General features: G+C 49.0%; 18 protein-coding genes. 12 read left to right on the top strand and 6 right to left on the bottom strand.

Features of this window, described 5'->3' with window-relative positions; all coding sequences use genetic code 11:
- Positions 1 to 4 precede the first annotated feature (4 nt).
- On the top strand, positions 5 to 895 hold the full coding sequence (locus ACFOLF_RS07910; RefSeq protein WP_210037903.1) for a carbohydrate ABC transporter permease: 891 nt from the start codon (positions 5 to 7) through the stop codon (positions 893 to 895).
- A 59-nt stretch (positions 896 to 954) separates the two neighbouring features.
- Here the strand turns inward: ACFOLF_RS07910 and ACFOLF_RS07905 are convergent, their stop codons facing one another.
- Positions 955 to 2334, bottom strand: coding sequence for an extracellular solute-binding protein (locus ACFOLF_RS07905; RefSeq protein WP_210037902.1), 1380 nt, complete (start codon positions 2332 to 2334; stop codon positions 955 to 957).
- Between the two features lie 225 nt (positions 2335 to 2559).
- Here ACFOLF_RS07905 and ACFOLF_RS07900 point away from each other — a divergent pair, with 225 nt between their 5' ends.
- The 3 genes from ACFOLF_RS07900 to ACFOLF_RS07890 are packed head-to-tail and all read left to right on the top strand — an operon-like array spanning position 2560 to position 8965.
- Complete coding sequence (locus ACFOLF_RS07900; RefSeq protein WP_210037901.1) at positions 2560 to 3765, top strand: DegT/DnrJ/EryC1/StrS family aminotransferase; 1206 nt, start codon at positions 2560 to 2562, stop codon at positions 3763 to 3765.
- Entirely contained in the window at positions 3758 to 5053 is a 1296-nt protein-coding gene (locus ACFOLF_RS07895; protein ID WP_210037900.1) for a hypothetical protein, read from the top strand. Before ACFOLF_RS07900 ends, ACFOLF_RS07895 begins: the two co-directional genes overlap by 8 nt.
- Positions 5054 to 5101: 48 nt before the next feature.
- Complete coding sequence (locus tag ACFOLF_RS07890) at positions 5102 to 8965, top strand: heparinase II/III domain-containing protein (RefSeq protein ID WP_210037899.1); 3864 nt, start codon at positions 5102 to 5104, stop codon at positions 8963 to 8965.
- A 139-nt stretch (positions 8966 to 9104) separates the two neighbouring features.
- On the opposite strand, the gene ACFOLF_RS07885 is transcribed toward ACFOLF_RS07890, so the two are convergent.
- Entirely contained in the window at positions 9105 to 9770 is a 666-nt protein-coding gene (locus ACFOLF_RS07885) for a FadR/GntR family transcriptional regulator (protein ID WP_210037898.1), read from the bottom strand.
- Positions 9771 to 10140: 370 nt separating this feature from the next.
- Between ACFOLF_RS07885 and ACFOLF_RS07880 the strand changes: the two genes are divergently transcribed.
- The 8 genes from ACFOLF_RS07880 (at position 10141) to ACFOLF_RS07845 (ending at position 21371) form a co-directional block, all read left to right on the top strand.
- A complete protein-coding gene (locus ACFOLF_RS07880; protein WP_210037897.1) occupies positions 10141 to 10785 on the top strand; it encodes a bifunctional 4-hydroxy-2-oxoglutarate aldolase/2-dehydro-3-deoxy-phosphogluconate aldolase in 645 nt (214 codons plus the stop codon).
- 13 nt (positions 10786 to 10798) lie between these two features.
- Complete coding sequence (dgoD, locus tag ACFOLF_RS07875; RefSeq protein WP_210037896.1) at positions 10799 to 11950, top strand: galactonate dehydratase; 1152 nt, start codon at positions 10799 to 10801, stop codon at positions 11948 to 11950.
- Positions 11951 to 12081: 131 nt separating this feature from the next.
- Positions 12082 to 15096, top strand: a complete 3015-nt coding sequence (locus ACFOLF_RS07870; RefSeq protein WP_210037895.1) for a glycoside hydrolase family 2 TIM barrel-domain containing protein — start codon at positions 12082 to 12084, stop codon at positions 15094 to 15096.
- Between the two features lie 133 nt (positions 15097 to 15229).
- Positions 15230 to 16939, top strand: coding sequence for a sensor histidine kinase (locus ACFOLF_RS07865; protein WP_210037894.1), 1710 nt, complete (start codon positions 15230 to 15232; stop codon positions 16937 to 16939).
- Complete coding sequence (locus ACFOLF_RS07860; RefSeq protein WP_210037893.1) at positions 16897 to 18099, top strand: response regulator transcription factor; 1203 nt, start codon at positions 16897 to 16899, stop codon at positions 18097 to 18099. The genes ACFOLF_RS07865 and ACFOLF_RS07860 overlap by 43 nt, the downstream gene beginning before the upstream one ends.
- A gap of 158 nt (positions 18100 to 18257) precedes the next feature.
- Positions 18258 to 19580: an ABC transporter substrate-binding protein gene (locus tag ACFOLF_RS07855; RefSeq protein ID WP_210037892.1), complete on the top strand. Its 1323-nt coding sequence runs from the start codon at positions 18258 to 18260 to the stop codon at positions 19578 to 19580.
- A 23-nt stretch (positions 19581 to 19603) separates the two neighbouring features.
- Complete coding sequence (locus ACFOLF_RS07850) at positions 19604 to 20488, top strand: carbohydrate ABC transporter permease (protein ID WP_210037891.1); 885 nt, start codon at positions 19604 to 19606, stop codon at positions 20486 to 20488.
- Positions 20489 to 20504: 16 nt separating this feature from the next.
- Complete coding sequence (locus tag ACFOLF_RS07845) at positions 20505 to 21371, top strand: carbohydrate ABC transporter permease (protein WP_210037890.1); 867 nt, start codon at positions 20505 to 20507, stop codon at positions 21369 to 21371.
- A gap of 115 nt (positions 21372 to 21486) precedes the next feature.
- Here ACFOLF_RS07845 and ACFOLF_RS07840 read toward each other — a convergent pair whose 3' ends face one another.
- The 4 genes from ACFOLF_RS07840 to ACFOLF_RS07825 form a co-directional block, all read right to left on the bottom strand.
- Positions 21487 to 23121: an extracellular solute-binding protein gene (locus ACFOLF_RS07840; RefSeq protein WP_210037889.1), complete on the bottom strand. Its 1635-nt coding sequence runs from the start codon at positions 23119 to 23121 to the stop codon at positions 21487 to 21489.
- A 47-nt stretch (positions 23122 to 23168) separates the two neighbouring features.
- Positions 23169 to 24062, bottom strand: a complete 894-nt coding sequence (locus tag ACFOLF_RS07835) for a carbohydrate ABC transporter permease (protein WP_210037888.1) — start codon at positions 24060 to 24062, stop codon at positions 23169 to 23171.
- Positions 24063 to 24083: 21 nt separating this feature from the next.
- Positions 24084 to 25007 carry an ABC transporter permease gene (locus ACFOLF_RS07830; protein WP_210037887.1) on the bottom strand — a complete coding sequence of 308 codons (924 nt, stop codon included), beginning with the start codon at positions 25005 to 25007 and terminating at the stop codon, positions 24084 to 24086.
- Between the two features lie 85 nt (positions 25008 to 25092).
- Complete coding sequence (locus ACFOLF_RS07825) at positions 25093 to 25983, bottom strand: helix-turn-helix domain-containing protein (protein WP_210037886.1); 891 nt, start codon at positions 25981 to 25983, stop codon at positions 25093 to 25095.
- Positions 25984 to 26169 lie beyond the last annotated feature (186 nt).

The following is a 26169-nucleotide window of genomic DNA, read 5'->3' as shown; positions in this document are numbered from 1 at the left end:
ACGTATGTCCCATTCTCTGTATAAATCGAAATCGGATCGGATCGTAGATGCCGGGATCTACGCGCTGCTTGGCATCTTCGGCTTCCTTACCCTTTTTCCGCTGTACTATGTGTTTATCGTATCGATTACCCCTTACTCGGAAGTGCTGCGAAACGGCGGCTTTATCATCCTGCCGTCCTCGCTTACGCTGGAGGCCTTTCAGGCGATTTTCTCAAGCCGGACCGTTCCGCAGGCACTTAAAATTACAATATTCATCACGTTAGTCGGGACCTTCCTCAATCTTGCCGTAACGACTTTGCTGGCGTATCCGTTATCCAAGAAATTTATTCCCGGCCGGAATGTCGTCCTCATAGTCATTGTGTTTACGATGCTGTTCTCCGGCGGCCTCATTCCGCTGTACCTGGTCGTAAGGGCAACAGGTCTTATGAATACGGTCTGGGCGCTCATCATCCCCGGTCTGGTCTCTACCTTTAATATGCTGATCATGAAAACCTATTTTGAGAATTTGCCCGCCGAGGTGGAAGAAGCGGCCAAGGTGGACGGCTGCGGCGATGTCGGAACCTTATTTCGTATCGTACTGCCTCTGTCAGCCCCTATTATGGCGACGATCGGGTTATTCTACGGAGTTGGCCATTGGAACGCATATTTCCAGGGGATTATGTATCTGAACGACAAGGCGCTGTATCCGATACAGGTTGTCCTGCGGAATATGATCCAGACGCCCAACGTGAGTCAGGAGCTTGCGATATCCAACCCCATGCTGCTGCAAACGCTGCCCCCGGAGACAATCAAGATGGCAACGGTCGTGGTCGCTATCATTCCGGTATTGGTGATTTATCCGTTCCTGCAGCGGTATTTCGTTAAAGGGATGCTGCTGGGTTCGATTAAGGGATAAGAAAAAGACTGTCATCAGGTGCAGCAGAATTTCTCCGGAGCTGTCGGATCCGTATGGAATTATGGCTTCGTTAAAATAAGCTTCATCCTCTCAGCCAATTCCGAAGCGGACTCCATGCCGGCCCAGAACAGGGTCATTTCGGCTTCCAGCTCATCGACAAGATGCGCATCTTCAAAGATTTCGTACAGAAAAAGGCTGTTCTCGATCGTATCGTCATAGATATGGAGCGACTCCAGTCCAGGTTGGCTCCATATCGCTTCATTAATCTGTTTGCGGACTGAAATAAAGCCCGTTGTCGCACTCAACTGCTCCTGCACTTCCGGACTTACCGCTGTTTGCAGAAACTGCAGAGCCAGCTCCGGTTCTTCGCTGTTCTTGGGCAGCATGAGAACATTGGCGATAAGCATGGTCTGCTTTTGCTTCCCGAATGGCAGCGGGGCAATCTTAGGAGTGAAAGGCATCGTTTGATGCTTCCAGCCGGCAAGCTCTATCGAGGTTGTCAGGACCATCGCCGCCTTCTCCCGCGTGAACGATTCGGAGTTGAGCGCATTTCTGGGCGAGAGTGCCGCAGAGCGATGCTTGTATAACAGGTGATGAAGGAATTTCAGAGTATTCAGGATCGGGTCCGTGCTGTCAATCGCCTTAAAATTCACGCCGTTCTGCAGTGCAATGACGGGCCAGCGGCTAAGGGACGACGATAAGGACAAACCGTATACGTCGTTAATGCCATCGCCGTTCAAGTCCATAGTCAACTGCCCGGCGGCTTCCAGGAAATCATCACGGGTCCAGGATGGGGACGGTTCGGTTACGTTATACCGCTGAAATAAATCCGGATTATAGGCAAGATACACGGTGGAAAAAGTAACGGGCAGCGCCTTTAACCTGCCCGAATCGCTGAAAGATTGCCATAATCTCGGGTAAATGGCCTCCCGGCTGCCGCCAAGCTTGTCCTGCAGATCCGTAAATTGTTCCAAATTCTCCGTTTCGCCGAACTGGCGGTCTGACACGAGTATAAGATCAGGCTTTAAGCCAAGATCCATGCTCGTATTGATAGAGTCCCAGAAATCACCGCCGGAGAAGCTCATGCACTTGACTTCCACATTCGGATTGCTCTTCTGAAACGCCTCAATGAGCAGGGGCATGCATAGATCATAGAAGTTGGAGGGCGAGGTGGTGAAAATGCGCAGAACTTTATTGGGCGATGCCTCCACAACGAGGTCTGGGGAGACGATGGTGCCCTGTCCGACCTTCTTGACGATCAGCTTCTCCAGCAGAAGCTGATCCAGAGATTTGCGCACAGAGGTTCTGCTCATGCCGTAATGCTTGCAAAGCTCATTCTCGGACAATAGAAATTCCCCTGGCTTGATGAAGCCGGAATGGATTTGCTCACGAAGAATATTGGCTAATGTTAAATATCGGAATTCATTCTCTCTTCTCAATGTAATGACTCCTATCCCTGTCTAAACTGCCTATTACTTCAATATTGTAAAGCAACGGAAAAAAGAATACAAGTGAAATACAGATGTGAGATTGTTGTGAATAAACCGATCATAAGTCCTACAATTATCGATGGTCTTGAAAGTGGAGAATGGTCCGTTTTGTGCATGCACATACAATACAGGTATGATACGTATATTTAAATGACAAAGAAAGGGGACTTGGAAATGGAGACCTTAGCGTTCAATGGTGGAAGCCCTGTTCGAACTAAGCCGTTCCCGGAATGGCCCATCTACGGAGAACAGGAGGAGCGCCATCTCCTGGAAGTGCTGCACTCGGGAAAATGGGGCGGTATCGGGCGCATCAAGCTGCCCGAATTTGAGGAACAGTTCGCCGCTTATCATGGGGCATCGCATGCAGTCACTGTCGTGAACGGTACGATCGGCATTACGATTGCCCTGCAGGCTGCCGGGGTTCAGCCCGGCGACGAAGTGATTATGCCGCCATACACATTTATCGCGACGGCGACTTCTGCCTTGATGTTCGGCGCTATCCCTGTTTTTGCCGATGTAGAGCCGGATTCGCTGCTGCTTGATCCGGACAGGGTAGAAGAGGCGATTACGCCGAAAACAAAAGCGATCCTGACCGTTCATCTCGCGGGGGCACCCTCGGACATGACGCGGCTGCGGGAAATTGCGGACCGTCATGGGATACGTCTGATCGAGGATTCGGCGCAAGCCGTCGGTGCGCAGTGGGAGGGCAACGGTGTCGGTACCATCGGAGACATGGGGACGTTCAGCTTCCAGTCAAGCAAAAATATTAATGCCGGAGAGGGCGGTATTATCCTGACGAATAACAAGGCGCTTGCCGATCAGGCATGGTCGCTGACCAATGTCGGCCGGATTCGCGAGGGCGCCTGGTACCAGCATGAGCATATCGGCTGGAACCTGAGAATGACCGAGTTTCAAGCTGCCGTGCTGCTTGGACAAATGACGAGACTCGACGAACAGATGGCAAAACGGGAGCGCAACGGAAAGCTGTTGACGGAATTGCTTGACGAGATAGAGGGCATTCGCACGATTCGAAGGGATCCGCGGATCACCCGCCACGCCAATCATTTATACATGTTCAAGCTGGAACCTGCGATTACGATGGATAAGAGCCAGATAATCAGGCATATCAACTCTGAGGGGATACCGGTCGGTTACGGCTATATCTCCTTGAACCGCAATGAGGCGGTTATCCGCGAGATTGAGAAGTGGACCGGCGAGCACCGCATCCAGCCTTGTCCGGTAAGCGAAAGAGCGAGCGAGAAGGAAGTGCTCTGGCTGCACCAGAATGTTCTGCTGGCCGAGGAACAGGATATGTACGATATTGCAAAGGCAATTAAGAAGGTGACGAATTCCATACTGGCCGGGAGGGACCATGCTTAGGCTGGGCGTCGTAACGGTTGATATTACACCGGAAGAACCGCTGCCGCTGGCCGGGTTCGCGCACCGGCATTCCGTATTCGAATCCATTGACCGCCCCTTGTTCGCCAAGGTTTGGCTGTTCGAAAACGGGGGTGCCGCCGGTCTTGAGCAGGAGCGGGCACTGGTCGTTCAAGCCGATTTGATCTGGTGGGGCTCCGAACGGGTAACCAAGCTCGCTCTGGCCATACGGGAGCGTTGGGGCTTGCCGGAATCGTCCGTCATTCTGCATGCAAGCCATACCCACTTCGGTCCGCAAACGAGTTGCCTTTTCACACCATCGCTGGGTCTTCCCGATGTCCGGTATACACGCTTGCTGGAAATGAAGCTGATGGACGGCATTGCAGAAGCCTTCGGACGGTTGGAGCCCGTGACCATCGAGCGCGGGAGCGGGGAGTGCCGCATCGGTATCCATCGCCGGCGGCGGAACGGTATGAAGATGACGATGGCGCCAAACCCGGAAGGACCTTCCGATCCGGAAGTCGTTGTGATCCGGTTTCGTGCATCTTCAGGGAAGGTGGCAGGGGTATGGTTCCATTACGCATGCCATCCTACCACTACGGGAGACAACAGCGTCACCTCCGAGTTTCCCGGTGTTGCCATGGAGATAGTGGAACGCGCAATCGGAGAAGGAGCCGCCGCCTCTTTCCTGCAGGGCTGCTGCGGCGATATTCGTCCGGCACTCATTCGTGACGGCCAATTTTACCGGGGAGACACGACAGACATAGTGGAGCTGGGCCGCACGCTGGCTGATGAGGTGATACATGTTCTTCAATCCCCGATGGAAGTGCTGCCATGCTCATCCATTCGTTCGGAGCGCCTGACAATTGCACTGCCGTTTCAGCGCGTGCCCGGTATCGAAGATTTGCAAAACGAGGCAGCCCGTGGAGGCATATCCGGAGAATGGAGCAGGCTGCTTCTGTCTTATCCGGAACGGCTTCTGCCTTCTATACCATTAGAGCTCAGTTGCCTGAATCTCGCCCAGGGATTGTCTCTGCTCGCCGTTAATGCCGAAACCGTCGTCGAATACGGATTATTCGCAAAATCGCTTGCCGGCGGAGTTCTGCCGCTGCCGTACAGCAACGGCATGATCGGCTATTTGCCTACAGAGAGTCAGCTCAGAGAAGGCGGATACGAGTCCGAGGAATCCGGTTATTACTTCGGATTGCCATCGCCTTTCGCGCATTCCGTGGAGCAATTGGTCAAGGGGGGGGCTGCTTTACTGCTGCAAAGGGGAATATCACGATTATAGGGGGAACCTTGCTGCTTAAATCGTTTCCAAAACCGAGGAGGGATATGAATGATTGTACAGATTCGCAGGCGGCTATCAACGGTGCTGTGCTGTTTGATTATGCTTTCGTTATTTCCATTCCAAGATCCGCGCATCTCCAATGCGTCGGATGAGACAGAGGAATTCATTATGCCGGACACAACCGTATACCATTTCGGAACAGACCCTGCTTCCGGCCCTGTCGTTGCGCTTGTCGGCGATCCAAATGCTGCGCCCCGGGTAACGGCTGCCGCCAGCGGAGTGCAGATTCATTCGACCTTGGCCGAGCCGTCGCGGACGTTCGAGTTCATGGTGGCGCAAGCCGGCCGTTACAGCGTGAAGCTGGGCGGAATGACCGCTTCGGACGGCGGCACGGCTGATCTGAGCATAGACGGGGTCCGTCAGGGCCAGTACAGTTTCTACAGTGTAACGGGTCAATATCCCAGAGCGGATCTGTATATTGACCAGCTGCAGTTAGCAGAGGGCAAGCATACCTTCCAGATCACGGTGAAATCAAAGGGCAGCGGGATGGGAAACGGCGAAGGGACATTCATGTATCCCTCACGGCTTGTCTTGACCGATCTGGACGCTGTCACAAGCAGCAAGACGCGCAGCACCCTTTACAACCAGATTAAACTCGACGCCGCGAGAAATAATGTCCGGCAGTTCGACTGGGCGGCATCGCTCCTGAACACCGTGAAGATGAAAGCGGACACTTATGCGGCATTGGGTTATGAGGAATTGTGGAGCCTTGTGCCGACGCAGGCTGTCCCGCGCAGCTATAACACGAATCAGCTGACCGGGAATTTCAGCCCGATGTCGGGTGATCTGAAGTCCTACGGGAATTATCCCTGGAAGGCGGACCCTCTTAACGAGCCGTGGAAAATCACGGACCCGGCTAGCGGGTATAAATTTCCCACCAATGACTTCGGCGCCTATTATCGCAGCGGCTTGGATGAACATAACAATTTCGATCCTTCTCTGGCCGATCGCACTCTGCTCGTAAACACGCTTTATCCCGAGAAAGGTCCGGATTGGGGAGTTGACGACGGTTACGGTTGGGTCGATCCGGCAACGAATAAACGGTATACGTTTATCGCCTATTACGCCCACTGGTTCGCCTGGTATGGAGGTCCGGCAAATATTCAGGGCGGTTTGAATGCGCTTCGGGATGCTTACATCTATACAGGGGACATGAAATATGCGCGTGCGGGAGCCATTCTGCTCAATCGGATCGCCGATGTCTACCCCTCATTGGATATCGCTCAATTCAGCAATGCCATCTATGTGAATTCGCATGGCGGAACGGGCGACGGCAAAGCAGTTGGCTCGATCTGGGAAAGCGGACTTGTCAAATCGTTTATCACGGCTTATGACGCCTTTTTCCCTCTATACGACGATCCTGAAATTGTCCAATTCCTGAAATCCAAGGGAGAGCAGTTCGATCTGCCTTTTAAAGAAAACGGTACCGGGCTCCGCCGCAGCATCGAGGATAATATTTTGCGCCAGGTACAGCCAGGCGTTTATTGGGATCAGCTCCGGGGCAATAACGGTTTCCATCAAAGCGCTGTCGCCTTGGCGGCCGTCGTTCACGATACGCTGCCCGAAACCAAGCAGTGGCTGGATTATACTTTCCAGGCAGGCGGCTTTATTAACGAAATCCCCCGCCGAGTGACGGGCGGGAACGTGCTTTACAGCCTGGTGAACGATGTTGACCGGGACGGGCATGGCAATGAAGCGGGCCCGGGTTATAACCGCTTATGGCTGAGCACCTACCTCGAAGCGGCTAATGCCCTCGATGGTTACGACAAATATCCGGCGGCCGACTTGTACGAGAACGTCAAGTTTCAAAAGATGTTCCAGGCGATGTATCCGCTCCTGATGCTTGACAAATATACGCCTTCCATCGGCGACAGCGGAACGACGGGTCAACCCGGCATCCTGGTCGACAAGTCCCAATCCATACGAGCCTTCGAGAAGTTCAACGACCCTGTTTACGCCCAACTGGCTTACATGCTTAATGGCGGCAGCACCGTAGGGATTCACTCGGATGTTTACACTCCCGAACCTGATAAGGTGGCAAGCAGCATCAAGTCGGTGATAGAGACACATGGCCCGCTTAAGCTCGGGAGCACCAATTTGACCGGATATGGGTTTACGGGCTTGCGCGATGGAGCGGGTCCGGATACGGACCGCGCCGCATGGCTCTACTACGGACGCAGCGGCGGACACGGGCACAGGGATACGCTGAACCTGGGGTTATATGGCTTCGGGCTGGATCTTGCACCGGATCTGGGCTATCCTGAGCAGGCGAACGCAACCGATGTGAACCGGTTCGAATGGGTTCAAAACACGATCAGCCATAATACAGTGCTTGTCGACAAGCAGAAACAACAACCGCAATGGGACGGTACGCCCAAGCTGTACGATGACAGCTCCATGGTGAAGCTGATGGATGTCGAAGCACCTGAGCCTTATCCTCAGACACAATTATATAAGCGTACGACAGCGATGGTCCGTATAGATGAAACCAATTCTTACCTCGTCGATTTCTTCCGGGTCAAGGGCGGCAGCGAGCATCACTTCAGCTTTCATGCAGCGGAAGGTCCGGTTACTGCAGTTGGGCTGAACTTGACGCCGCAGGCAGCCGGGACGTATGCAGGCCCGGATATTGCGTTCGGCCAGCGTCCTCCGGACGACAGCGTCTCCGGCGCCGGATATACGGGCGCGGGCTTCCACTGGCTTAAAAATGTGGAGCGCGACGACAATCCGGAAGATTCATTCAGCGTCGATTATGATGTGACCGACACATGGAAGGTGCTGCCTCAGCCGGAGGATCTGCATGTGAGGCTGACCATGGTTGGGGACGTGGATGATGTCGCGCTTGCCGACGGAGTTCCGCCTCAAAACAAACCGGGAAATCCGCAGAGCATCAAATACCTGATCGCCCATCGCAGCGGAACAAACCTGCAAAGCACGTTCACATCGGTCATCGAGCCTTATAAGGAGCAGCGCTTCATCAGCAGCATTTCCCCGGCAGCGGTAGTATCGGAAGAGGACTCCGTGATTGAGGGCTTGAAGGATGTTCGTGCCGTCAAAGTCGAATTGACGGATGGCCGGATCGATTATATCGTCAGTTCCTTGAACCGGGAAGCCGTTTATACGATTGACGGATCAATTCGATTCCAGGGCACGTTTGGGATTTATTCGGAAAAAGACGGTCAGCCTCTGTATTCCTATGTAAATGATGGTGCTTATATAGGCAAGGTTGGAATGCAGGGTACATCTTTTGCCAATGCAGGCATAAGCAGGCTTCAAGGCACTGTCGTTGATTTCACGAAAGACCTTTCCCAGCAGAACCGGATGACGGTGCAGCTCGATTTGCAGGGATTGAATCCAGACAGCTTGCCCGGGACCATGATTTACGTTCAGAACGATGGAGCGCGCAGCGCGACTTACATGATCCGCGGGATTAAGGCGCTGAGTGAAGGACTGTACGTGCTCGATATCGGCGACACAACGCTCGTCCGATCTTACGCCGATTCGACGGATATGTCTCAGGGCTTCCTCTACGACTTGGCCGCAGGCAACGCATTTACCATTCCACTGGCCAGACAGAAGCGGTGGCTCTCGGAGGTAAAGATCATAGCCGACAAGACGCAATTATTCAGGAACGAATCAGTCAAGCTGGAGGTCAAGGGGTTTTATCCGGATGGCACCAATGTAGATTTGTCCGGTTATGATGCGAAGTATAAAAGCAGTCACAATGAGGTCGCTAGCGTCAACGGGCAGGATGTCTTGAAGGCGCATAACAAAGGCACCGCTGTCATTGGCACGACCGTAGAGTCAGGCGGTATACGCATTGCGGGTACGCTGCAAATTGTAGTGAACTGAATAGGCGAAAGATGTATATGGATCGACGGGATACATCTCAGGGAGGGCAACAAGGTCTTTCATGACTTTGTTGCCTTCCCTTTTTATTTGCCAGTCTGCAAAATTCTTGACCGTTTCGGGATATCGGTTACCCCCATTGTTATTTCTTTAATGCCTCGAGCATGTCGTAGATATGACTATGCATAAGCTGCCTTGCCTGCTCACTGTGTCGTTCCTCAATGGCAATCGCAATTAAGATGTGATAATTGGATGCCTTGGTACGCATATGAGGTAGGGTGTTAGTTTGCTTGCGGCCTTCGGAGAGAAGTGGATAGATTGACTCCATCATGCGAAATAGGACAGGGTGTTGTGCTGACTCTGCAATGAGATGATGGAAGGAAAGATCGGTATCCAGAAATGGACCCCCTTCTTCCATCTGGTTAACCATAGAGTCAGCCAGCGCACGCAGCTGCTTGACTTGGGAGCGCGTGGCATGCTCTGCGCTTAGGGCAGCCAGTTTGGGCTCAATGAGCAATCTGGCTTCCAGCAATTTGACAAGAGAAATATCCCCCAATTCCTTAAGATCTGCTGTAGGATCTTCCAACAATAATGGATCGTTGCGTACGTACATTCCCCGTCCATGCTCGATACTGACGTTTCCTTGGCTTTCCAGAGTCCGCAGCGCTTCTCTTATAGTAGATACACTAACTGCCAGATCTTTGGAGATTTCTTGCAAGGTTGGAATGCGTGATCCAGGCGGCCATTCCCCACTTCTAATTTTCTGCTCAAGCACATCAACTGTCATTGCGAATGTCGTTTTTTTCATCGTAAGAATCCCCTGTGTACCTTTATATTAGGTTTATACTAACACAATCGTACAAGCTTCTCCTAATAATAAAACGTATTGACATCTAGAAATAAAGATACTATGATACCTTCATAAAGATCCGATCTATGAACAATGTATTGTGTTTTTTTAGTCATTTTAGTTGTGAAATGCTATTGTAAATCGGGTTTTTATACAAATTTAATAGATCAATTAAATATAGATATGATCTATATTGCCTGCCTTTGTGGCAGAGGAGGAGGATAGGAGGTTGATCCGGTGGATGCGGGAGACGGCTTCGCCGCCGGATTTATGAATAGATTGATACAGGATGAACAAAAAATGCGACACGTTAAGAGGTGGAATTATCATGAACAAAACGGAACAGCTGCAGCAGTTAAAGGATTCCGGCATCGTTGCAGTTATTCGAAGACCCCCGTATAACAAGGTTATCCGGATTACGGATGCACTGGTGGCAGGCGGCGTAGAAGCGCTGGAGGTTACGGTTGATACAGACCGGGCATATGAAATTATTGCCTGCTTGAAAGAGAGATACGAAGGGAAGGTCCTGGTTGGCGCAGGTACCGTATTAGACGAACAAACAGCGAAGACAGCGATCGAAGCAGGCGCTGATTTTATATTCTCTCCGATCCTGGATGAAGCTACGATCCGTCTAACCAATCAATATGGCAGGATCTCGATTCCAGGAGTTATGACGCCGACCGAGATCGTGAAGGGATATCAATATGGTGCGGACATGCTCAAAATTTTTCCGGGCTCCTCACTGGGCATCAATTATATAAAAGAGCTGTCGGCTCCATTAGGACATATACCGATGATGCCAACAGGTGGAGTTACCTTGGACAATGCGGGCCAATTTATTCGTGCAGGCGCTGTGGCCGTCGGCATCGGGAGTTCTTTAACGAACAAGAGTGCGATTGAAGAGGAACGGTACGATGAGCTTACAGATTTAGCTCGGCAATTCAGACTGGAAATCCAAAAAGCGAGAGAATAGGGAGAGGTTAAATTTGAAAATTACAAAGTTTGAAACTTTTATCGTACCGCCCCGGTGGCTGTTCTTGAAAATTGAAACGGATGAAGGAGTAGTTGGATGGGGAGAGCCCGTAATCGAAGGCAAGGCTCATACGGTGCAAGCGGCTGTAGATGAACTCATGGATCATCTGATCGGGAAAGATCCGCTTCGCATTGAGGATCATTGGCAAGTCATGTACCGCGGCAGCTTCTACCGCGGCGGCCCCATACTGATGAGCGCGATCGCCGGAATTGACCAGGCGTTGTGGGATATCAAGGGGAAATATTACAATGCTCCAATATATCAGCTGCTTGGCGGGGCATGCCGGGATTCGATGCGTGTCTATTCCTGGATCGGCGGGGATCGACCGAGTGATGTTGGACAAGCGGCGTTGGACAAACAGCATGCAGGCTTTACAGCAATCAAGATGAACGCTACGGAAGAGATGCAGTATATCGATAGCTATCACAAGGTGGATCAGGTCGTGGAACGGGTAGCAGCGATCCGCGCTGCCACCGGTCCGGACTTTGGCATCGGCGTAGACTTTCACGGCCGTATTCATAAACCCATGGCAAAGGTGCTTGCCCAGTCACTCGAGCCTTACAGGCTGATGTTTATCGAAGAACCTGTGCTTCCGGAGAATAACGAGGCACTCCGGGATATTGCCAATCATACAAGTACGCCGATTGCGACGGGAGAGAGAATGTTCTCGCGCTGGGACTTCAAATCATTGCTGGAAGACGGTTACGTGGATATCATTCAACCGGATTTATCGCATGCAGGCGGAATTACAGAGTGCAAGAAAATCTTTGCGATGGCGGAGGCTTACGATGTTGCAGTAGCCCCTCATTGTCCTCTGGGCCCGATTGCACTGGCTGCCTGTCTGCAGGTTGACGCAACCGCTCATAATGCAATCATTCAGGAACAAAGCCTAGGGATACATTACAACCAAGGAAATGATCTGCTTGATTATGTAACGGACCCCGGCGTATTCTCCTACGAGGATGGTTTTGTGAAGATTCCGCAGGGTCCGGGTCTCGGTATTACAGTTAATGAGGAGTATGTCCGTAAGATGGCGTCGGAATCTCCGCACAGGTGGAGAAATCCGATATGGAGACATAAGGACGGGTCGGTCGCCGAGTGGTAGGATGAAAAGACCATCACTTCAAACAAAATGACACTGCAATCAAACAAGTGTCGGTATGAGAGCCCTTTACTATCGATTACAATGGATGGTGCGTATACCTAACCTAATTCGATGTTATGAGGAGAAAAGGCATGATTAATGTACCGAAGTATTGGGAAGATTTGAGCGTGCTGCAGAAGAGCAGAGAAGCGGCAAGAGCTTATTATATACCTTACGGGGATGCGGAATCCGCTTTGAGACAAAAGCGGGGAAAGTCTCCATTTTACCGTACACTTAATGGCAGCTGGAAATTTAAATATCATGAGTCGGTTCAACATGTAGAGAATGGATTCTATCAGATGGATGCAGATGTCAGCAGTTGGGATGACCTGATTGTCCCTTCATGCTGGCAGGTCAAAGGGTATGACCAGCTTCACTATACGAACGTGAACTATCCGTTTCCTTGTGATCCGCCGTATGTACCGAATGCTAACCCGGCAGGTTTATACGTAAGGGATTTTAATCTATCAAGCGATTGGGATGGCAAACAAAAGTATATCGTGTTCGAAGGTGTGAATTCCTGTTTTTACCTCTGGATCAACGGGAAATGGGTGGGGTATAGTCAGGGCAGCCGCATGCCTGCGGAGTTTGATATTTCACCCTATGTGCAAGCTGGAAATAACAAGATTGCTGTGATGGTCTTGAAATGGTGTGACGGCTCTTATATCGAGGATCAGGATTTGTGGAGATTCTCAGGGATTTTTAGGGATGTCTATTTGCTGGCACGCAATCATACCCATGTTCGGGACCTGTTCAATCGTATGGAATTGACAAGCGATTATCAAGTTGGAACAATAATCTGTGAGCTGGATACGATCGGTGCGCTGGAAGCTCAAGTGAAGCTTACTGACAGAGAAGGCCATGTCCAGGCATCGGGAGCGGTTACCGTAGATGGCAAGGGGAGCATCGAACTCCAGATAGACAAGCCTAAGCTGTGGTCTGCCGAAACCCCATATTTATATCAATTATATATTTATGCTGCAGACGAAGTGCTTCATTTTGCAGTCGGCTTCAGACGGGTGGAGATTATTGACGGGGTATTCAAGATTAATGGCATGGCTGTGAAGCTAAAGGGAGTAAATCGTCATGATTCTCACCCGCAGCTGGGACAAACGATACCGGTCAATCATATGATTCGAGACTTGAAGCTGATGAAATCCCACAATATTAATACGATAAGAGCGTCACATTACCCGAATGACTCACGCTTTCTGCAGCTCTGCAATGAATATGGCTTCTATGTGATAGATGAAGCGGATTTGGAGTGTCACGGGGTGTTTCATGCAGTAGGCAATTTCAATATGCTGACGCGTTTGCCGGAATGGGAACATGTATTTGTCGAACGGGCAGAGCGTATGATAGAGCGTGATAAAAACCATCCTTCTGTCGTGATCTGGTCCATGGGTAATGAATCCGGGTACGGCGCCAATCATATGTCGATGGCTAAATGGACGAAGGCAAGAGACAATTCCAGACCTGTTCATTATGAAGGCTCCGACCCGAGACATTTGGGAAGTCCCGATACGGCTGTGCTGGATATGGAGAGCCGAATGTATTCCTCCCCGGCTTATATTGAGGCCTACGCCAAGGATGAGAACAGTACGAAGCCGATGTTCATGTGTGAATACAGCCATGCTATGGGAAATGGTCCCGGCGATTTAAAGGATTATTGGGATGTCATCTATAAATATCCAAAGCTGATGGGCGGTTGTGTATGGGAATGGTCCGATCACGGTATTTTGACAACCAATAATGATGGAACGCGTTATTTCGCCTATGGCGGTAATTTTGGAGATCAGCCCAATGACGGCAATTTTTGTATTGATGGGCTTGTCTCACCCGATCGAATCCCTCATACCGGTCTTCTCGAATTGAAGAAGGTGATAGCCCCGATTCGACTGGAAGCGGGGAACCTGGAGGAAGGCTACGTCCAGGTAACGAACTTATATGATTTTATTGATCTTTCTCACTTGACTCTGTATTGGAAGACGGAGAAAGATGGAGAATTCGCCGAGCAAGGCCAGCTGGAGCTGGAGCTGATCGCTCCGCATACCTCGAAGGCAGTGAAGCTGGACTATTCATGGCCAGAGGCATCCAATGAAACCTATCTGCTGACCTTGTCCTGTCGGTTGAAGCAGGATACGGTCTGGGCGAGTGCGGGTCATGAAGTGACTTTTGAACAGTTTGAGCTGCCTGTTGAAAGGCTGGCGCTGCCAGCATCTGCGGTTAATTATCCGCCAATCAAGCTGATGGAAGCCGATCAGCAATTGATCATCGAAGGCTTTGATTTCCGTCATGTGTTTGATTTATACAACGGGACCTTCATCTCCGTGTCCAGGCATGGCGTAGATATGATCAAGAAGCCGCTGAGCTTCAACATTTGGAGAGCCCCAATTGATAATGACCGTAAGATTAAGGCAAAGTGGCTGGAAGAAGGCTATGATCGCGCACATATGCATATATACGAGGCAAGTGTGACAGATCAGGGGGCGTCATCTGTAGATATTAAAGTTAACTTCTCTTTGGGCGGTCACACTAAACCGCCTGTGTTGAATGGATTAGCATACTGGCGTGTGACCGGCAATGGCGAGATCAAGATGAAGGTTGAAGCTCAAGTTCGGGAGGATCTCTTATTCGTACCCCGATTCGGAGTGCAGCTGACGATGCCGGCAGGAACCGAGGAAGTGGAGTATTTCGGAAATGGTCCTCATGAGAGCTATATCGATAAACAGCAAAGCACGCGAAAAGGGAAATATTTAACGTCAGTTGACGATTTGTTTACGCCATACATTATGCCGCAAGAGAACGGATCCCATAATGGCACCGACTGGGTGACCGTATCCAATGAGCAGGGGATGGGGTTGAAGTTCTCGGGAGCTAAACCATTCTCATTTAATGCTTCCCACTATACTCCGGAGGATCTGACTCATGCGATGAATGCCTATGAACTCGTCCGCCGTGACGAGACCATCGTTCACCTGGACTATAAAATGAGCGGTGCAGGCTCCAACTCCTGCGGGCCGGAGCTTCTGGAAGTCTACCGGCTGGACGAGAAGCAGTTTACATTTGAGATTAGTATTATGCCTGTATTTAAGGAAGATGAATAAGCACGAGATAGAAGGTGTCCCCGAAGCGAAAACTTTAGGGACACCATTTGTTCAAATTAAAGGTGTTTTTTGATATACTGTGATGGTTCAATATTCAGCATATAAAATGACTAGCTAGAAGAGGGTATTGATTATGAGCGGCTTTAAGGGAAGATTGTCTTGGATCAGGATGGCTGGAAATGTCCGAACTAAGCTTCTGCTCATCTTTTTCATTGTTGCCGTACTGCCGTTGGGCACGCTTGGCTATTTTTCTTATCATAAATCGTCCAAAGTCGTTAATTCACAGTTTGGCAGCTATGGCATGTATGCAGTGGAGCAGCTAAAGCTGCATTTTGATTCCAATATCAAGCAGATGGATCAAATTACAGGCAATATCTTAGCTTATATGATTGCCTCATCCATATTCATTGGTGACAAGCCTCCAACAACCTATGCACAATACGTTGAAGAAAGAGATTTTCAAAACTATCTGTCCTCTATTGAAAGTACCAACATTTTCAAAGTGGCGGTTATTACTCCTTCGGGTAGAGTCATCGGAAATAGCTCAGTGAGTATGGATAACCTGGCAAGCTCGTCCTTTTGGTCGTATGTATCCGCTTACAATAATAGACATGTCGTGATCCATATTCCGGATTACTATTCGACGCCTAATGATGATTATGCGATCAGCCTGATCGTGCCGCTTAAGAATGGTCTTGGATTTCCCAGCGGGAGCCGGATATTGATTGATATGAAAGCGGATACGATACTGAGCTTGATCAGAGCTTTTGAGAAGGATATGCAGTCCCATTTGCTGATCATGGATGCGTCGGGGGAGATTCTGCTGCAGACGTCCTCCGATTATGTGAATCAGGACGATGATATTGTCTGGTCCCGCTCCTTGGATACGGAAGACTGGATTGTGGAAGCGAGAATTCCTTATGCCACTTTCTACGAATCCTCCACAGTTATTTTGCGATACTCGCTATTTATTGCTGTATTGGCTGTCATCGTGGGGGTTATAATGGCAGGCTTCTTCTCGTTCCGATTTACAAGGCCGATTATGAAGCTGGCCCAATCGATGCGTAGATTTGGCGATGGAGATCTGTTGATACGCACACCGGTGATGTCGTCGGATGAGCTTGGTTATCTAAGTGAAACCTTCAACAGGATGACCGGCCAGATACAAGGCCTGGTTCACGAGATTAGCCGGACGGAGAAGCTGAAGAGCGACGCAGAGCTCAGGGCGCTGCATTACCAGATCAATCCGCATCTCTTATTCAATACATTGAATTCTATACAGTGGAAAGCAAAGTTAGCCCATCAGCCGGAAATCCTTAAAATGCTGCAGCATTTAATCGTGGTTCTGGACGGAAGCTTTAACTTCAAACAGACGCTTGTCCCTCTTCACAAGGAACTGGAGATCGCCCGCCATTTCATAGAGATTCAGCGGTTTCGGTACGAAGATGTTTTCACCTGCGTGTTTGACATACAACCGGGGCTTGACGATTGTCTGGTTCCCCGGATGGTGTTTCAGCCATTACTTGAAAATATATTTTTCCATGGATTTCGGGATGGTCTTGGTCACATTAACATGAGAATTTTCACTGTCAATTGTGAATTATATATGGAGCTAGAGGATGATGGGGTCGGGGTCAAGCTGGAGCATATGGAGTTCATAAGTTCCGGGATGAAGATTCCGGGTAAGCAGGGCGGGTTGGGTCTAAGAAATGTGGATGAACGGTTTAAACTTCATTTCGGTAATGCATACGGCCTAACGTTGGAATCAAACAGAAATATAGGAACGAAGGTGACGTTGGCATGGCCAATAACGAGAGAGCTCAATCCTCACTCAAAGTATTAATTGTAGATGATGAACAACTCGTGCGTAAAGGTCTGCGAATGACCATAGATTGGGAGAAGCATCGGATGACCGTTGTAGACGATGCGCCAAATGGGAGCCTCGGCTGGCAGAAGTTTTTGAAGTATCGTCCCCAGCTTGTGATTACGGATATTGTCATGCCGGAGATGGATGGAATAGAGCTGGCCCAGAAGATAAAAGAAGAAGCGCCAGAGACTGCCATTCTGTTTCTGAGCTGTCACCGGGATTTTGCGTATGCCAGGCATGGGATTCAAATTGGGGTGAGCGATTACATTGTAAAGACGGATATGGACGATGAGCATATTGATAACTCCCTGAACCGTGTACGCATAGAGATTGAGAAGATGACCGCGAAGCAGCAGACCTCTCTGTCTGTGGTGAAGAATCAACAGGATCAGTCTGCAGAAGCTCTGGGTACATGGCTTCATCATCGCGGTCATGCGGCAAAAGAGCATCTTATGCAGCATCTTCGGCTGCAGTGGAATTGGATGCTGTCCGGGGCTTATATCTTTCACCTATACATCCCCAAGGAGAAAGAAACCGTTAATCGATCCTATCAGAAACAATGGAAGGACCTGTCTATGGCTCACCAGGATCAATTGAAGACGTTAGAAATAGACGCCTATTCGGACCTCATTGTGTGTGATCAACAATTACTGGGCATCGTACAATCCAAACTGGTAGAGATGAAATTTCAGGACAATACGATCGAGTGGCGGCAGGCAGGTCCCGTTACAAGCGTGGAGGACTGGTTCGCTGCCATAAGCAAGTTGTATCGGTTATGGGGAGTGGAGTCTCATAACGAGCTGTTAAGTACGGCGCATAAGGAAGATATTATTGAAGCTATCGACTATATTGACCAGCATCTGGATTCAGACCTTCGAGCCGCGGATGTGGCGACATATATCGGAGTTAGCCGGAGTTATTTCAGCACGATATTCAAGGAAGCTACAGGGTGCAGTATTATATCCTTTATTTCAGAGCGCAAGCTGGAGAAAGCCAAGGAACTGCTGACGGCTACCACCATTCGAACAGAGGAAGTGGCGGAGAAGATAGGTATTAACGATGTTAAATATTTCTCGAAATGGTTTAAGAAGCGTGCCGAGCTTACGCCAGGGCAATACCGGACACTAACAAAATGACGATTCATTCAAACAAATAGACGATAATGGCCCGGGTTCTCCGGGCTTTTTTTTTATTTATCGGAAAAGATCACACTAATATCAAACGTCTGTCGGTATGAAATCCCTTACAAAATATTTATGATAAGAATGAAGAAATGACTAGGGGGTTACGACTTATGAAAAGAAAAAGTACGCTGTATGTACTCATTGCTTGTCTCATGATTTCTTTACTGGCCAGCGCTTGCTCCAGCTCCACCAAGCAGGCTGCATCGAATGATCCGGGAACAAGCGATGAGAAGGTCAAGCTGGTTGTATGGATTTGGGAGACGGCAAAAGACGGATTGGATTTGAATATGGATGCTTTCAAAGCCAAGTATCCGAATATCGAGATTGAGTTTCAAACCATGAAGTCTACCGACTTGTACTCCAAATATTTAATTACTTCAAGTACGGAAGATGAGGTACCGGATATTGTAGCTGTGGAGTCCACCAATCTATCTCAAATCGTACAAATCGATTCCTTGCTGGACATTACCTCGCGCGTGGAGCCTTACAAGGATAAGATGAGTGCTTATAAATGGGAAGATGCCACTCGGGATGGAAAAATATACGCAATGCCCTGGGATAGCGGTCCGGTCGTGATGTTCTATCGTAATGATCTGTTTGCCCAAGCTGGTCTTCCTACCGATCCCGAAGAGGTCGCCAAGAAGATTCAGACCTGGGATGACTATTATGAGGCTGCCAAGCTGGTCAAAGAGAAAACAGGAGCTTTCATGTACGGGGATTCCAAGACAAATTCCAGCAGCCGGATGTTTGAATCGATGCTGTGGCAGCGTGGCTTGTGGTACTTCGATGACCAGGGGAAGGTAGCCGTGGATTCTCCGGAAGTGAAGGAATCGGCAGATTTCCTGATCAAGATGCAGAAAGATGGGCTTGTTTTCGATGCTCGTGCGAACACCGATCAATGGGGTAACGGTATTCGTGATGGGAAGATCGCTACGGTTGTTGGGGGCTCATGGCATGATGCGATAATCGAGAATCAGTATTCTCCGTCAGACAAGGGGAAATGGTCCGTAACGATGATGCCGAAATGGTCGAAGGATGACACCTATACGGGTGCTAACCAGGGTGGAGCGAATCTGGCAATCAACAAAAACTCCAAGCATCCCGAAGAGGCTTGGGATTTCATTGAATTCATGCTTGGCAATGAAGAATCGCAAGTGAAAATGATGACGGGTGCAGGCCTGTTTCCGGCTCTGATGGTGAATGATGATGCATCGATGGAAGAAACATCAGCCTATTTCAATAATCAAGCGATTCGTAAAGTGTACGCCCAATCTCTCGCAAATACGTATCCGCTCGCATATACGTCCGATTTTCCAATGGCAAACAAGCTGATGACTGATGTATGGGCTAAAGTATTTCTCAATAATGTTAGCTCTGAGCAGGCGCTAAAGGAAATGGCGAATGAGCTTCGCAGCAAGACGAAGAGAAATTAATTAACATGTCAGGAGGGGACGATATGAAGACTTCCAAATGGAACAAGCAGCTATTGTTTGCTCCCTATATATACATATCACCCTATTTCATATTGTTTTTCGTCTTCTCCTTGTATCCCATTCTGTATTCGTTCTATATCAGCTTTACGGACTGGAATGGTTCTGGCGAGAAGACGATGATCGGATTTGATAATTATATTGAGCTGTTCGGGGATAAGAACTTTTGGTTATCCCTCTGGAACAGCTCGATTATCTTCTTGATGTACGTGCCGATAATGCTGTTTCTTGGACTTATCTTTGCTTCCATTCTGAATTCCAATTGGATGGTTGGAAAAGGCTTTTTTCGGATGGCTCTGTTTGTGCCCAACTTTGTATCGGTAGTGGCTGTATCATTCGTGTTCGTCTTGCTGTTTAATACCCAGGATGGTTTGATCAACACTGTACTTGACAATATGGGGCTGATCGATAGTCCGATACCTTGGCTGGAATCCCCCTGGTGGGCTCGCATTTCCGTAGCGGTGATGGTGTTGTACCGTTGGATTGGCTACAATATGCTCCTGCTTATGACGGGGCTGCAGAGCATATCTAAGGATTTGTATGAAGCGGCTTATGTGGATGGATCAACCAAATTGAAGAGCTTTTTTCTTATCACGATTCCTTTGGTCAAAAAAATGCTCCTGTTCTGTACCGTGCTCTCTACGATTGGAACGTTCTCGCTGTTTACAGAGCCGTTTATCCTGACTCAGGGCGGGCCGCTTAATTCGACATTGACCCCAATTCTAATGCTGTATAATGAGAGTTTCCAAAACTTTAATTTCGGATACGCATCTTCGATTGCCGTCTGCTTTTTTATTCTGATGATGGCGATTTCATTAATTCAGATGCGCGTATTCGATGATAAAGATTAGGAATGGGGGAAAATTCATGGAAAAAACGGTGACAATGCGTCGAGCAGCTGCCGCATCCAGTACGAAGCGGGGCTGGACATCGACGCTGGCCTTCATACTGATGACCTTAATTTCACTGGCAACACTATTTCCGCTGTTCTGGCTGTTCAGTTCTTCACTTAAGGACATCAGTGAAATATTTGTGAATCCGCCGATCTGGATTCCATTAAAACTACACTGGGAGAATTTCACGGAGCTATTTGTAAATCGGAAATTCGGCATCATCACATGGAACAGCTTCTTGCTGTCTTCGACTTCGACGCTGATTGCATTACTGTTCTGCGGTTTGGGTGGTTTTGCCTTTGCGAAGTATCATTTCAAGGGTAAGAAGATTTTGTTCATATTCGTACTTGCTTCTCTTATGATACCGCACGAGGCTACTATGGTACCGTTATTCTCAATATATAAAGGCTTACATTTAATAGATAACATCTGGGGAGTAATTTTACCCGACCTGGCAAACGCCTTTGGTATATTTTTCATGCGTCAATATTGTACATCGCTTCCGGATGAGATGCTGGAAGCGGCACGTATTGACGGCTGCAGTGAATTCAAGCTTTTCCGTCGAATTGTATTGCCGAATTTAAAATCGGGCTTTGCGGGATTAGGCATTATCCTGTTCGTCAAGCAGTGGAACAACTTCCTGTGGCCTTCCGTTATCTTGAGATCTCAAGAGCATATGACATTATCTGTTGCGCTCAAAGCACTGGAAGATAGCAATAATACGCCCTACCATCTCATCATGGCCGGTTCGGTCATAAGCGTGCTTCCCCTGTTGATCATTGTCTTGATCTTTCAGAAGCAATTGATTGCAGGAATGATTGAGGGAGCGGTAAAGGGCTAGTTAAAGCGGAGCGTGGATATCAAGAATACTTTGGACTATATAAGTTGAACGAGCTGGACCCCATTCGCTTTGCAAAAGTCGCACAAAGGTGCGACTTTTGCGCCATGGAGATTACTTATTCAAGCTTGCTCTTGTTTTCCTGCCATTTTTCCGTCTTATACTGCAGAAGCTTCTCGTAGCCCGCTTGCTGCGCATCGGCCTCGGCCTGATCCAGGACGGAGGATACTTCCTCATCGGTTTTCGCATTCATGATGGCACTCGCTCTTGCTTTTTCATAAATATCGAATACGCTTTGCTGGGCAATGCCCTCTTCCGTATCGCCCGCCGGAGTCAGGTTTACAAATTCCGTTGTATTAAACTGGGTTTTCCACGTTATTTCTGACTGCCAGTACGTATCCCAGCTGCGCTTTTCAGGCGGAAGGGTGGACTCGAATTTCATTTTGGATTTATCGACATATACGGTATTGCCGTTCCATTGAAAGTTCACAATAGCAGACATTAATTTCTCGCGGTCAGCCGCTTTCGTTACAAACGCATCATTGAAGAGAGGATATTCATTCTCATCCGTGCCTTCCCAGTATAAGCCTTCAGGTCCCCACATAATGATACGCTGGCCTTCAGGGCCGGTAAACCAGTCGAGGAATGCGAAGATGGCCTCCGGATCTTTGGCCGCTTTTGTTATGACGCTGACGTTCCAGCCCAGCTGTGTGTAGTCGCCAGGGAAAATTTTGTTGCGGTCAAGACCCTCCTTATGCACCGGCCAAACCATAATGTAACCGGCGTCAGGGTCCTGCTCCTTCAGGAGCGTGTTGCCAATTGATCCGAATTCGGTTGGACTGGATGCGATGAACACTGCGATTTTGCCGGTCAGCACCTTTTGCTCGACCTGCTCCAGCTTTTGCGTGAAGGAGTCCTGTGAAATCAGCCCTTCCCGATACAGCCTGCTGGCAAATTGGATGAATTCCCGGTAGACCGGATCGGTGAAGAGGGAAGTCAGCTTATCGCCGGACGGTACCGCCATCATAGCGTTGAATGTGGGAGGGCGGTTTTCCGCGAAGGCCGATACCAGAATGTCGATACCCGAAGCGCTTTGCCCGACTTCAAGCGGTACGACATCCGGATACTTTTCCTTAACTTGTTTCAGGTAATCAAACAGCTCATCGGTCGTTTCCAGGCTGGGGGAACCAAGCTCCTCATAAATTTTCTTGTTTACCAAATAGCCTGCATTGCCGTTAGGTTGCGTCGTATACCAGTTCGGGAATTGATAAAGCTTGCCGTCCGGGGACCGCAGCATGTCAATCGCATCTTCTCCGGCCCATTTTTTCAAATTGGGGTATTTCTCCAGGTACTCATCGAACGGCACGAGCATACCCTCGGAACGAAGCTTCTCGACATCGGCATCGCGTTCCATCCAGATGACGTCGGGCAGCTCGCCCGAAACGATCATCGTATTGAACTTTTGCTGGGCGTTGCCGCCCGAGCTGATCGGGGTAATGTTGATTTTTTTATTGTCCTGGATCCACTTGGTAGCGGAATCCTCGCCCCAATTCGGCATCGTATACCAGTCATAATGCCCATAGAAGGAAAAATCGAGCGGCGTCTCGCCTAACACAAAGGAAGTTTCCGCAGGGGGATCCCCTTCGTTTGTCCCCGGGGACAGCTCGTTGTTGCCGGAGCATCCCGTTATAACCATTGCGGCAGCGAGTACGGCTGACAAGGCGGCTTGATACGTTCTTTTGATTTTTTGCATCTCCAAACTCCCTCCCCTTGATTACTGGCAATAATCGTTAACCTCGCTTATTCTTTCAAAGAGCCGATAAGAACACCCTTCACAAAGTATTTCTGCACTAAAGGATAGACGCATAGAATCGGTACGGTCGCGACCATCATTGTAGCCATCGACAAGGATTTGGTCGTTACGGCCTTCATCGAGTTTAACCGGCCCTGCGCCGCTGAATCCATCTGGGCCATCTGCTCCGCCATAATATTGGAGTTCAGAATTTGCTGAAGCTTCGTTTGAATAGGGAGAAGATCCACATTCGATATATACAAGCCTGGCGTAAACCAGTCATTCCAGTGATACACGGCTGTGAACAGCGATAATGTCGCAATGACCGGGCCGGATAAGGGGAAGATGATGCGAAACAGAATGCCCCAATTGGAGGAGCCGTCAATTTGCGCCGATTCCTCCAGACCGCTTGGAATGCCCGCAAAAAATGTACGGAAAATAATCATGTTCCAGACGCTGATAATGCCCGGGATGACCATGACCCAGAAGGTGTTCATTAATTCCAGCTCACGGATGAGCAAATAGCTCGGAATCAGGCCACCGCTGAAGTACATCGTGACAATACACATGATCATGTAATATTTGCGTCCTATCAGCTGCTTTTTGGTCATGCCGTAGGCGAATATGGCGGTGGCGGAAATCGACAAGGCCGTTCCGACCGCCGTTCGGAGCACGGAAATGATAAAGCCATTGACCAGCCGTTCGTCCTTGAATACGACCTCGTAATTTTGCAGGGAGAACACCCGGGGCCAGAACGTAATGCCGCCGAGCATGGTATCTGTACCGGAGTTGAATGAAATAACGGCAGCGTTCCAGAATGGATAAAAGGAGGAAAAGCCAAGCAGCGTCAGCAAAAAATAATTGATTCCGACGAATGTTTTGTCGCCTAATGACAGTTTCATAGCTTTACCCTCTCTTTCCCGCTACCATAAGCTGTTGCCTGATTTCCGGGCCAGATAGTTAGCGCCTGCCAGAAGTCCGACACTGATAACGGCTTTGAAGAGCCCGGCCGCCGTTGCATACGAAAACCTGGAATTGTTAATGCCGACGCGGTATACGTAAGTTTCAATGACATCGCTGACGTCGCGGAGCACAGGGTTTGCGGCTAACAGGAGAATGTCCTCAAAGCCGGCGTTCAACAGATTGCCGATTGCCAGAATCGAGAATACGATAATGACCGGCATAATTGAAGGGAGGGTGATGGCAAAGATCTGCCTGATCCTGCTGGCTCCGTCTATAGCGGCGGCCTCGTATAAATGAGGGTTTATGCCTGCAATCGCGGCTAAATAAACGATAGAGGCAAAACCGATTTCCTTCCACACCCCAGTCGCCACGAGAATGGCCCAGAAGTATTCGGGAATCGACAGGAAATTCAGCGGCTCATCAATAATGTGAAGCGCCTGCAGCAGGATGTTGATACTCCCATTATCCGTAGACAGCATGGAAATGACGAATCCGGACACGATTACCCATGACAGGAAGTGGGGCAAATAGCTGATGGTTTGCACGATGCGCTTGAAGGTGCGGTGACCGACTTCGTTCAGAATTAACGCCAATAGAATGGGGGCCGGGAAACCGATGCCAAGCTTCAGTATGCTGATGACTAACGTGTTGCGCATGATGGTCCAGAACTCAGGTGCCTGAAAAAACATCTCAAAGTGCTTAAAGCCTACCCAGGGGCTGTTCAGAAAACCTTTGAAGATGCTGTAGTCCTGAAAGGCCATTAATACTCCGTACATGGGGATGTAACTGAACACAAATATGAAAAGCAATGCAGGCACTACCATGAGTTGAATATCCCATTGCCGCCACAAACGTGTCAGTCTGGAGGTTTTCGTCTGCAGCATCTGATTCCCCCTTAAATATTCCTTATTTCCTTATTATAGAGGGAGAAATACCGTTATTCTCCATCAAATCGCTTATAAAGCAACACTATCTTACTGTTTGTTTCCAATGGTGGTTCTTGAGTTTTTTAGGAGAAGCCCCGATATGCTTCTTAAACAGGCGATTGAAATTGGATAAACTGCGGAAACCGCATTCATGGGCAACATCCATAATTTTCATAGAATTGCTTTCAAGCAGCTCAATAGCGCGTTCCAGGCGGATATGAATCAAATAAAGCAGAGGCGGAGTGTCGACCGCATACCGGAACAGATCACTGAAGCGGGAGGGGCTGAGGTAAACGAGCGAGGCAAGCTCTTCCAGTGTCCATGCATGGGTATAATTTTCCTCCATCGCATGAATGACGTTGCGTATTTTCTCTAATTGCTGGGCGTTGATGGCCTGTTTGGCACGGTTCATGCTTGTATTGCGGAAGTGTCTGTTAACGGTAGCCAGGAAACGGAGCATAATGGAGTAAACGATGGATTCATAGGAGCTTTCTTTGCGGTTATGCTCATCCTGAATTTCCAGCAGAAGCGAGCGGAGCATCCCGATTTGCTGATTATTCCGGTCGAGCAGATTCGTAAAACTAACCCCCATCTCCTTAAATGGCGACAGGATGACGGGATCGTACCGGAGGCTGCTCATAAACCAGGAAGCATCGAACGATATGACCTGCATGACCAGATCTTTTGTCTCGTAAGCGCGGTGAAGATCATTTGAATTAATGAGCAAAATATCTCCCTGCTGAAATTCAAACGTCTGTCCGTTAATGATGTAATAGCCTGTCCCGGCTTTAATGAAGTTGATTTCCAATATATCATGCCAATGAAGCCTCTGGTAGTGGGCGTTGACGCCAATCGTGTCGACAATCTGAACGGGATATTTTTTTGCTAATATCAGTTTTTCCTTCGGGATTTCCGCAGAATACGCTTGTGCCATGCCCATCGCTCCTTACTATTTATTCAAGTCTGTTGAATAATAAGGTTCTCCCATAATGGAGCAGTCTTTACAGCTTATTTATATTTAGAGTATACCATTGTTAACCATATTTGGTTTCTGTAAATAAGCGGGCTAATAATGGCTTCCATTCTGTTGATCTATTCAACTAACACGGCGTTAATAGTA

This window comes from Paenibacillus sepulcri (assembly GCF_042647105.1).
Lineage (GTDB): Bacteria > Bacillota > Bacilli > Paenibacillales > Paenibacillaceae > Paenibacillus_Z > Paenibacillus_Z sepulcri.
This window is presented reverse-complemented; position numbering and strand designations above follow the sequence as displayed.

Excerpts from the sequence above, each read along its gene's own strand:
- ACFOLF_RS07910 (WP_210037903.1), top strand. The coding sequence starts at position 5 with ATGTCCCATTCTCTGTATAAATCGAAATCGGATCGGATCGTAGATGCC.
- ACFOLF_RS07900 (WP_210037901.1), top strand. The coding sequence starts at position 2,560 with ATGGAGACCTTAGCGTTCAATGGTGGAAGCCCTGTTCGAACTAAGCCG.
- ACFOLF_RS07895 (WP_210037900.1), top strand. The coding sequence starts at position 3,758 with ATGCTTAGGCTGGGCGTCGTAACGGTTGATATTACACCGGAAGAACCG.
- ACFOLF_RS07890 (WP_210037899.1), top strand. The coding sequence starts at position 5,102 with ATGATTGTACAGATTCGCAGGCGGCTATCAACGGTGCTGTGCTGTTTG.
- ACFOLF_RS07885 (WP_210037898.1), bottom strand. The coding sequence starts at position 9,770 with ATGAAAAAAACGACATTCGCAATGACAGTTGATGTGCTTGAGCAGAAA.
- ACFOLF_RS07880 (WP_210037897.1), top strand. The coding sequence starts at position 10,141 with ATGAACAAAACGGAACAGCTGCAGCAGTTAAAGGATTCCGGCATCGTT.
- ACFOLF_RS07870 (WP_210037895.1), top strand. The coding sequence starts at position 12,082 with ATGATTAATGTACCGAAGTATTGGGAAGATTTGAGCGTGCTGCAGAAG.
- ACFOLF_RS07865 (WP_210037894.1), top strand. The coding sequence starts at position 15,230 with ATGAGCGGCTTTAAGGGAAGATTGTCTTGGATCAGGATGGCTGGAAAT.
- ACFOLF_RS07860 (WP_210037893.1), top strand. The coding sequence starts at position 16,897 with ATGGCCAATAACGAGAGAGCTCAATCCTCACTCAAAGTATTAATTGTA.
- ACFOLF_RS07855 (WP_210037892.1), top strand. The coding sequence starts at position 18,258 with ATGAAAAGAAAAAGTACGCTGTATGTACTCATTGCTTGTCTCATGATT.
- ACFOLF_RS07850 (WP_210037891.1), top strand. The coding sequence starts at position 19,604 with ATGAAGACTTCCAAATGGAACAAGCAGCTATTGTTTGCTCCCTATATA.
- ACFOLF_RS07845 (WP_210037890.1), top strand. The coding sequence starts at position 20,505 with ATGGAAAAAACGGTGACAATGCGTCGAGCAGCTGCCGCATCCAGTACG.
- ACFOLF_RS07840 (WP_210037889.1), bottom strand. The coding sequence starts at position 23,121 with ATGCAAAAAATCAAAAGAACGTATCAAGCCGCCTTGTCAGCCGTACTC.
- ACFOLF_RS07835 (WP_210037888.1), bottom strand. The coding sequence starts at position 24,062 with ATGAAACTGTCATTAGGCGACAAAACATTCGTCGGAATCAATTATTTT.
- ACFOLF_RS07830 (WP_210037887.1), bottom strand. The coding sequence starts at position 25,007 with ATGCTGCAGACGAAAACCTCCAGACTGACACGTTTGTGGCGGCAATGG.
- ACFOLF_RS07825 (WP_210037886.1), bottom strand. The coding sequence starts at position 25,983 with ATGGCACAAGCGTATTCTGCGGAAATCCCGAAGGAAAAACTGATATTA.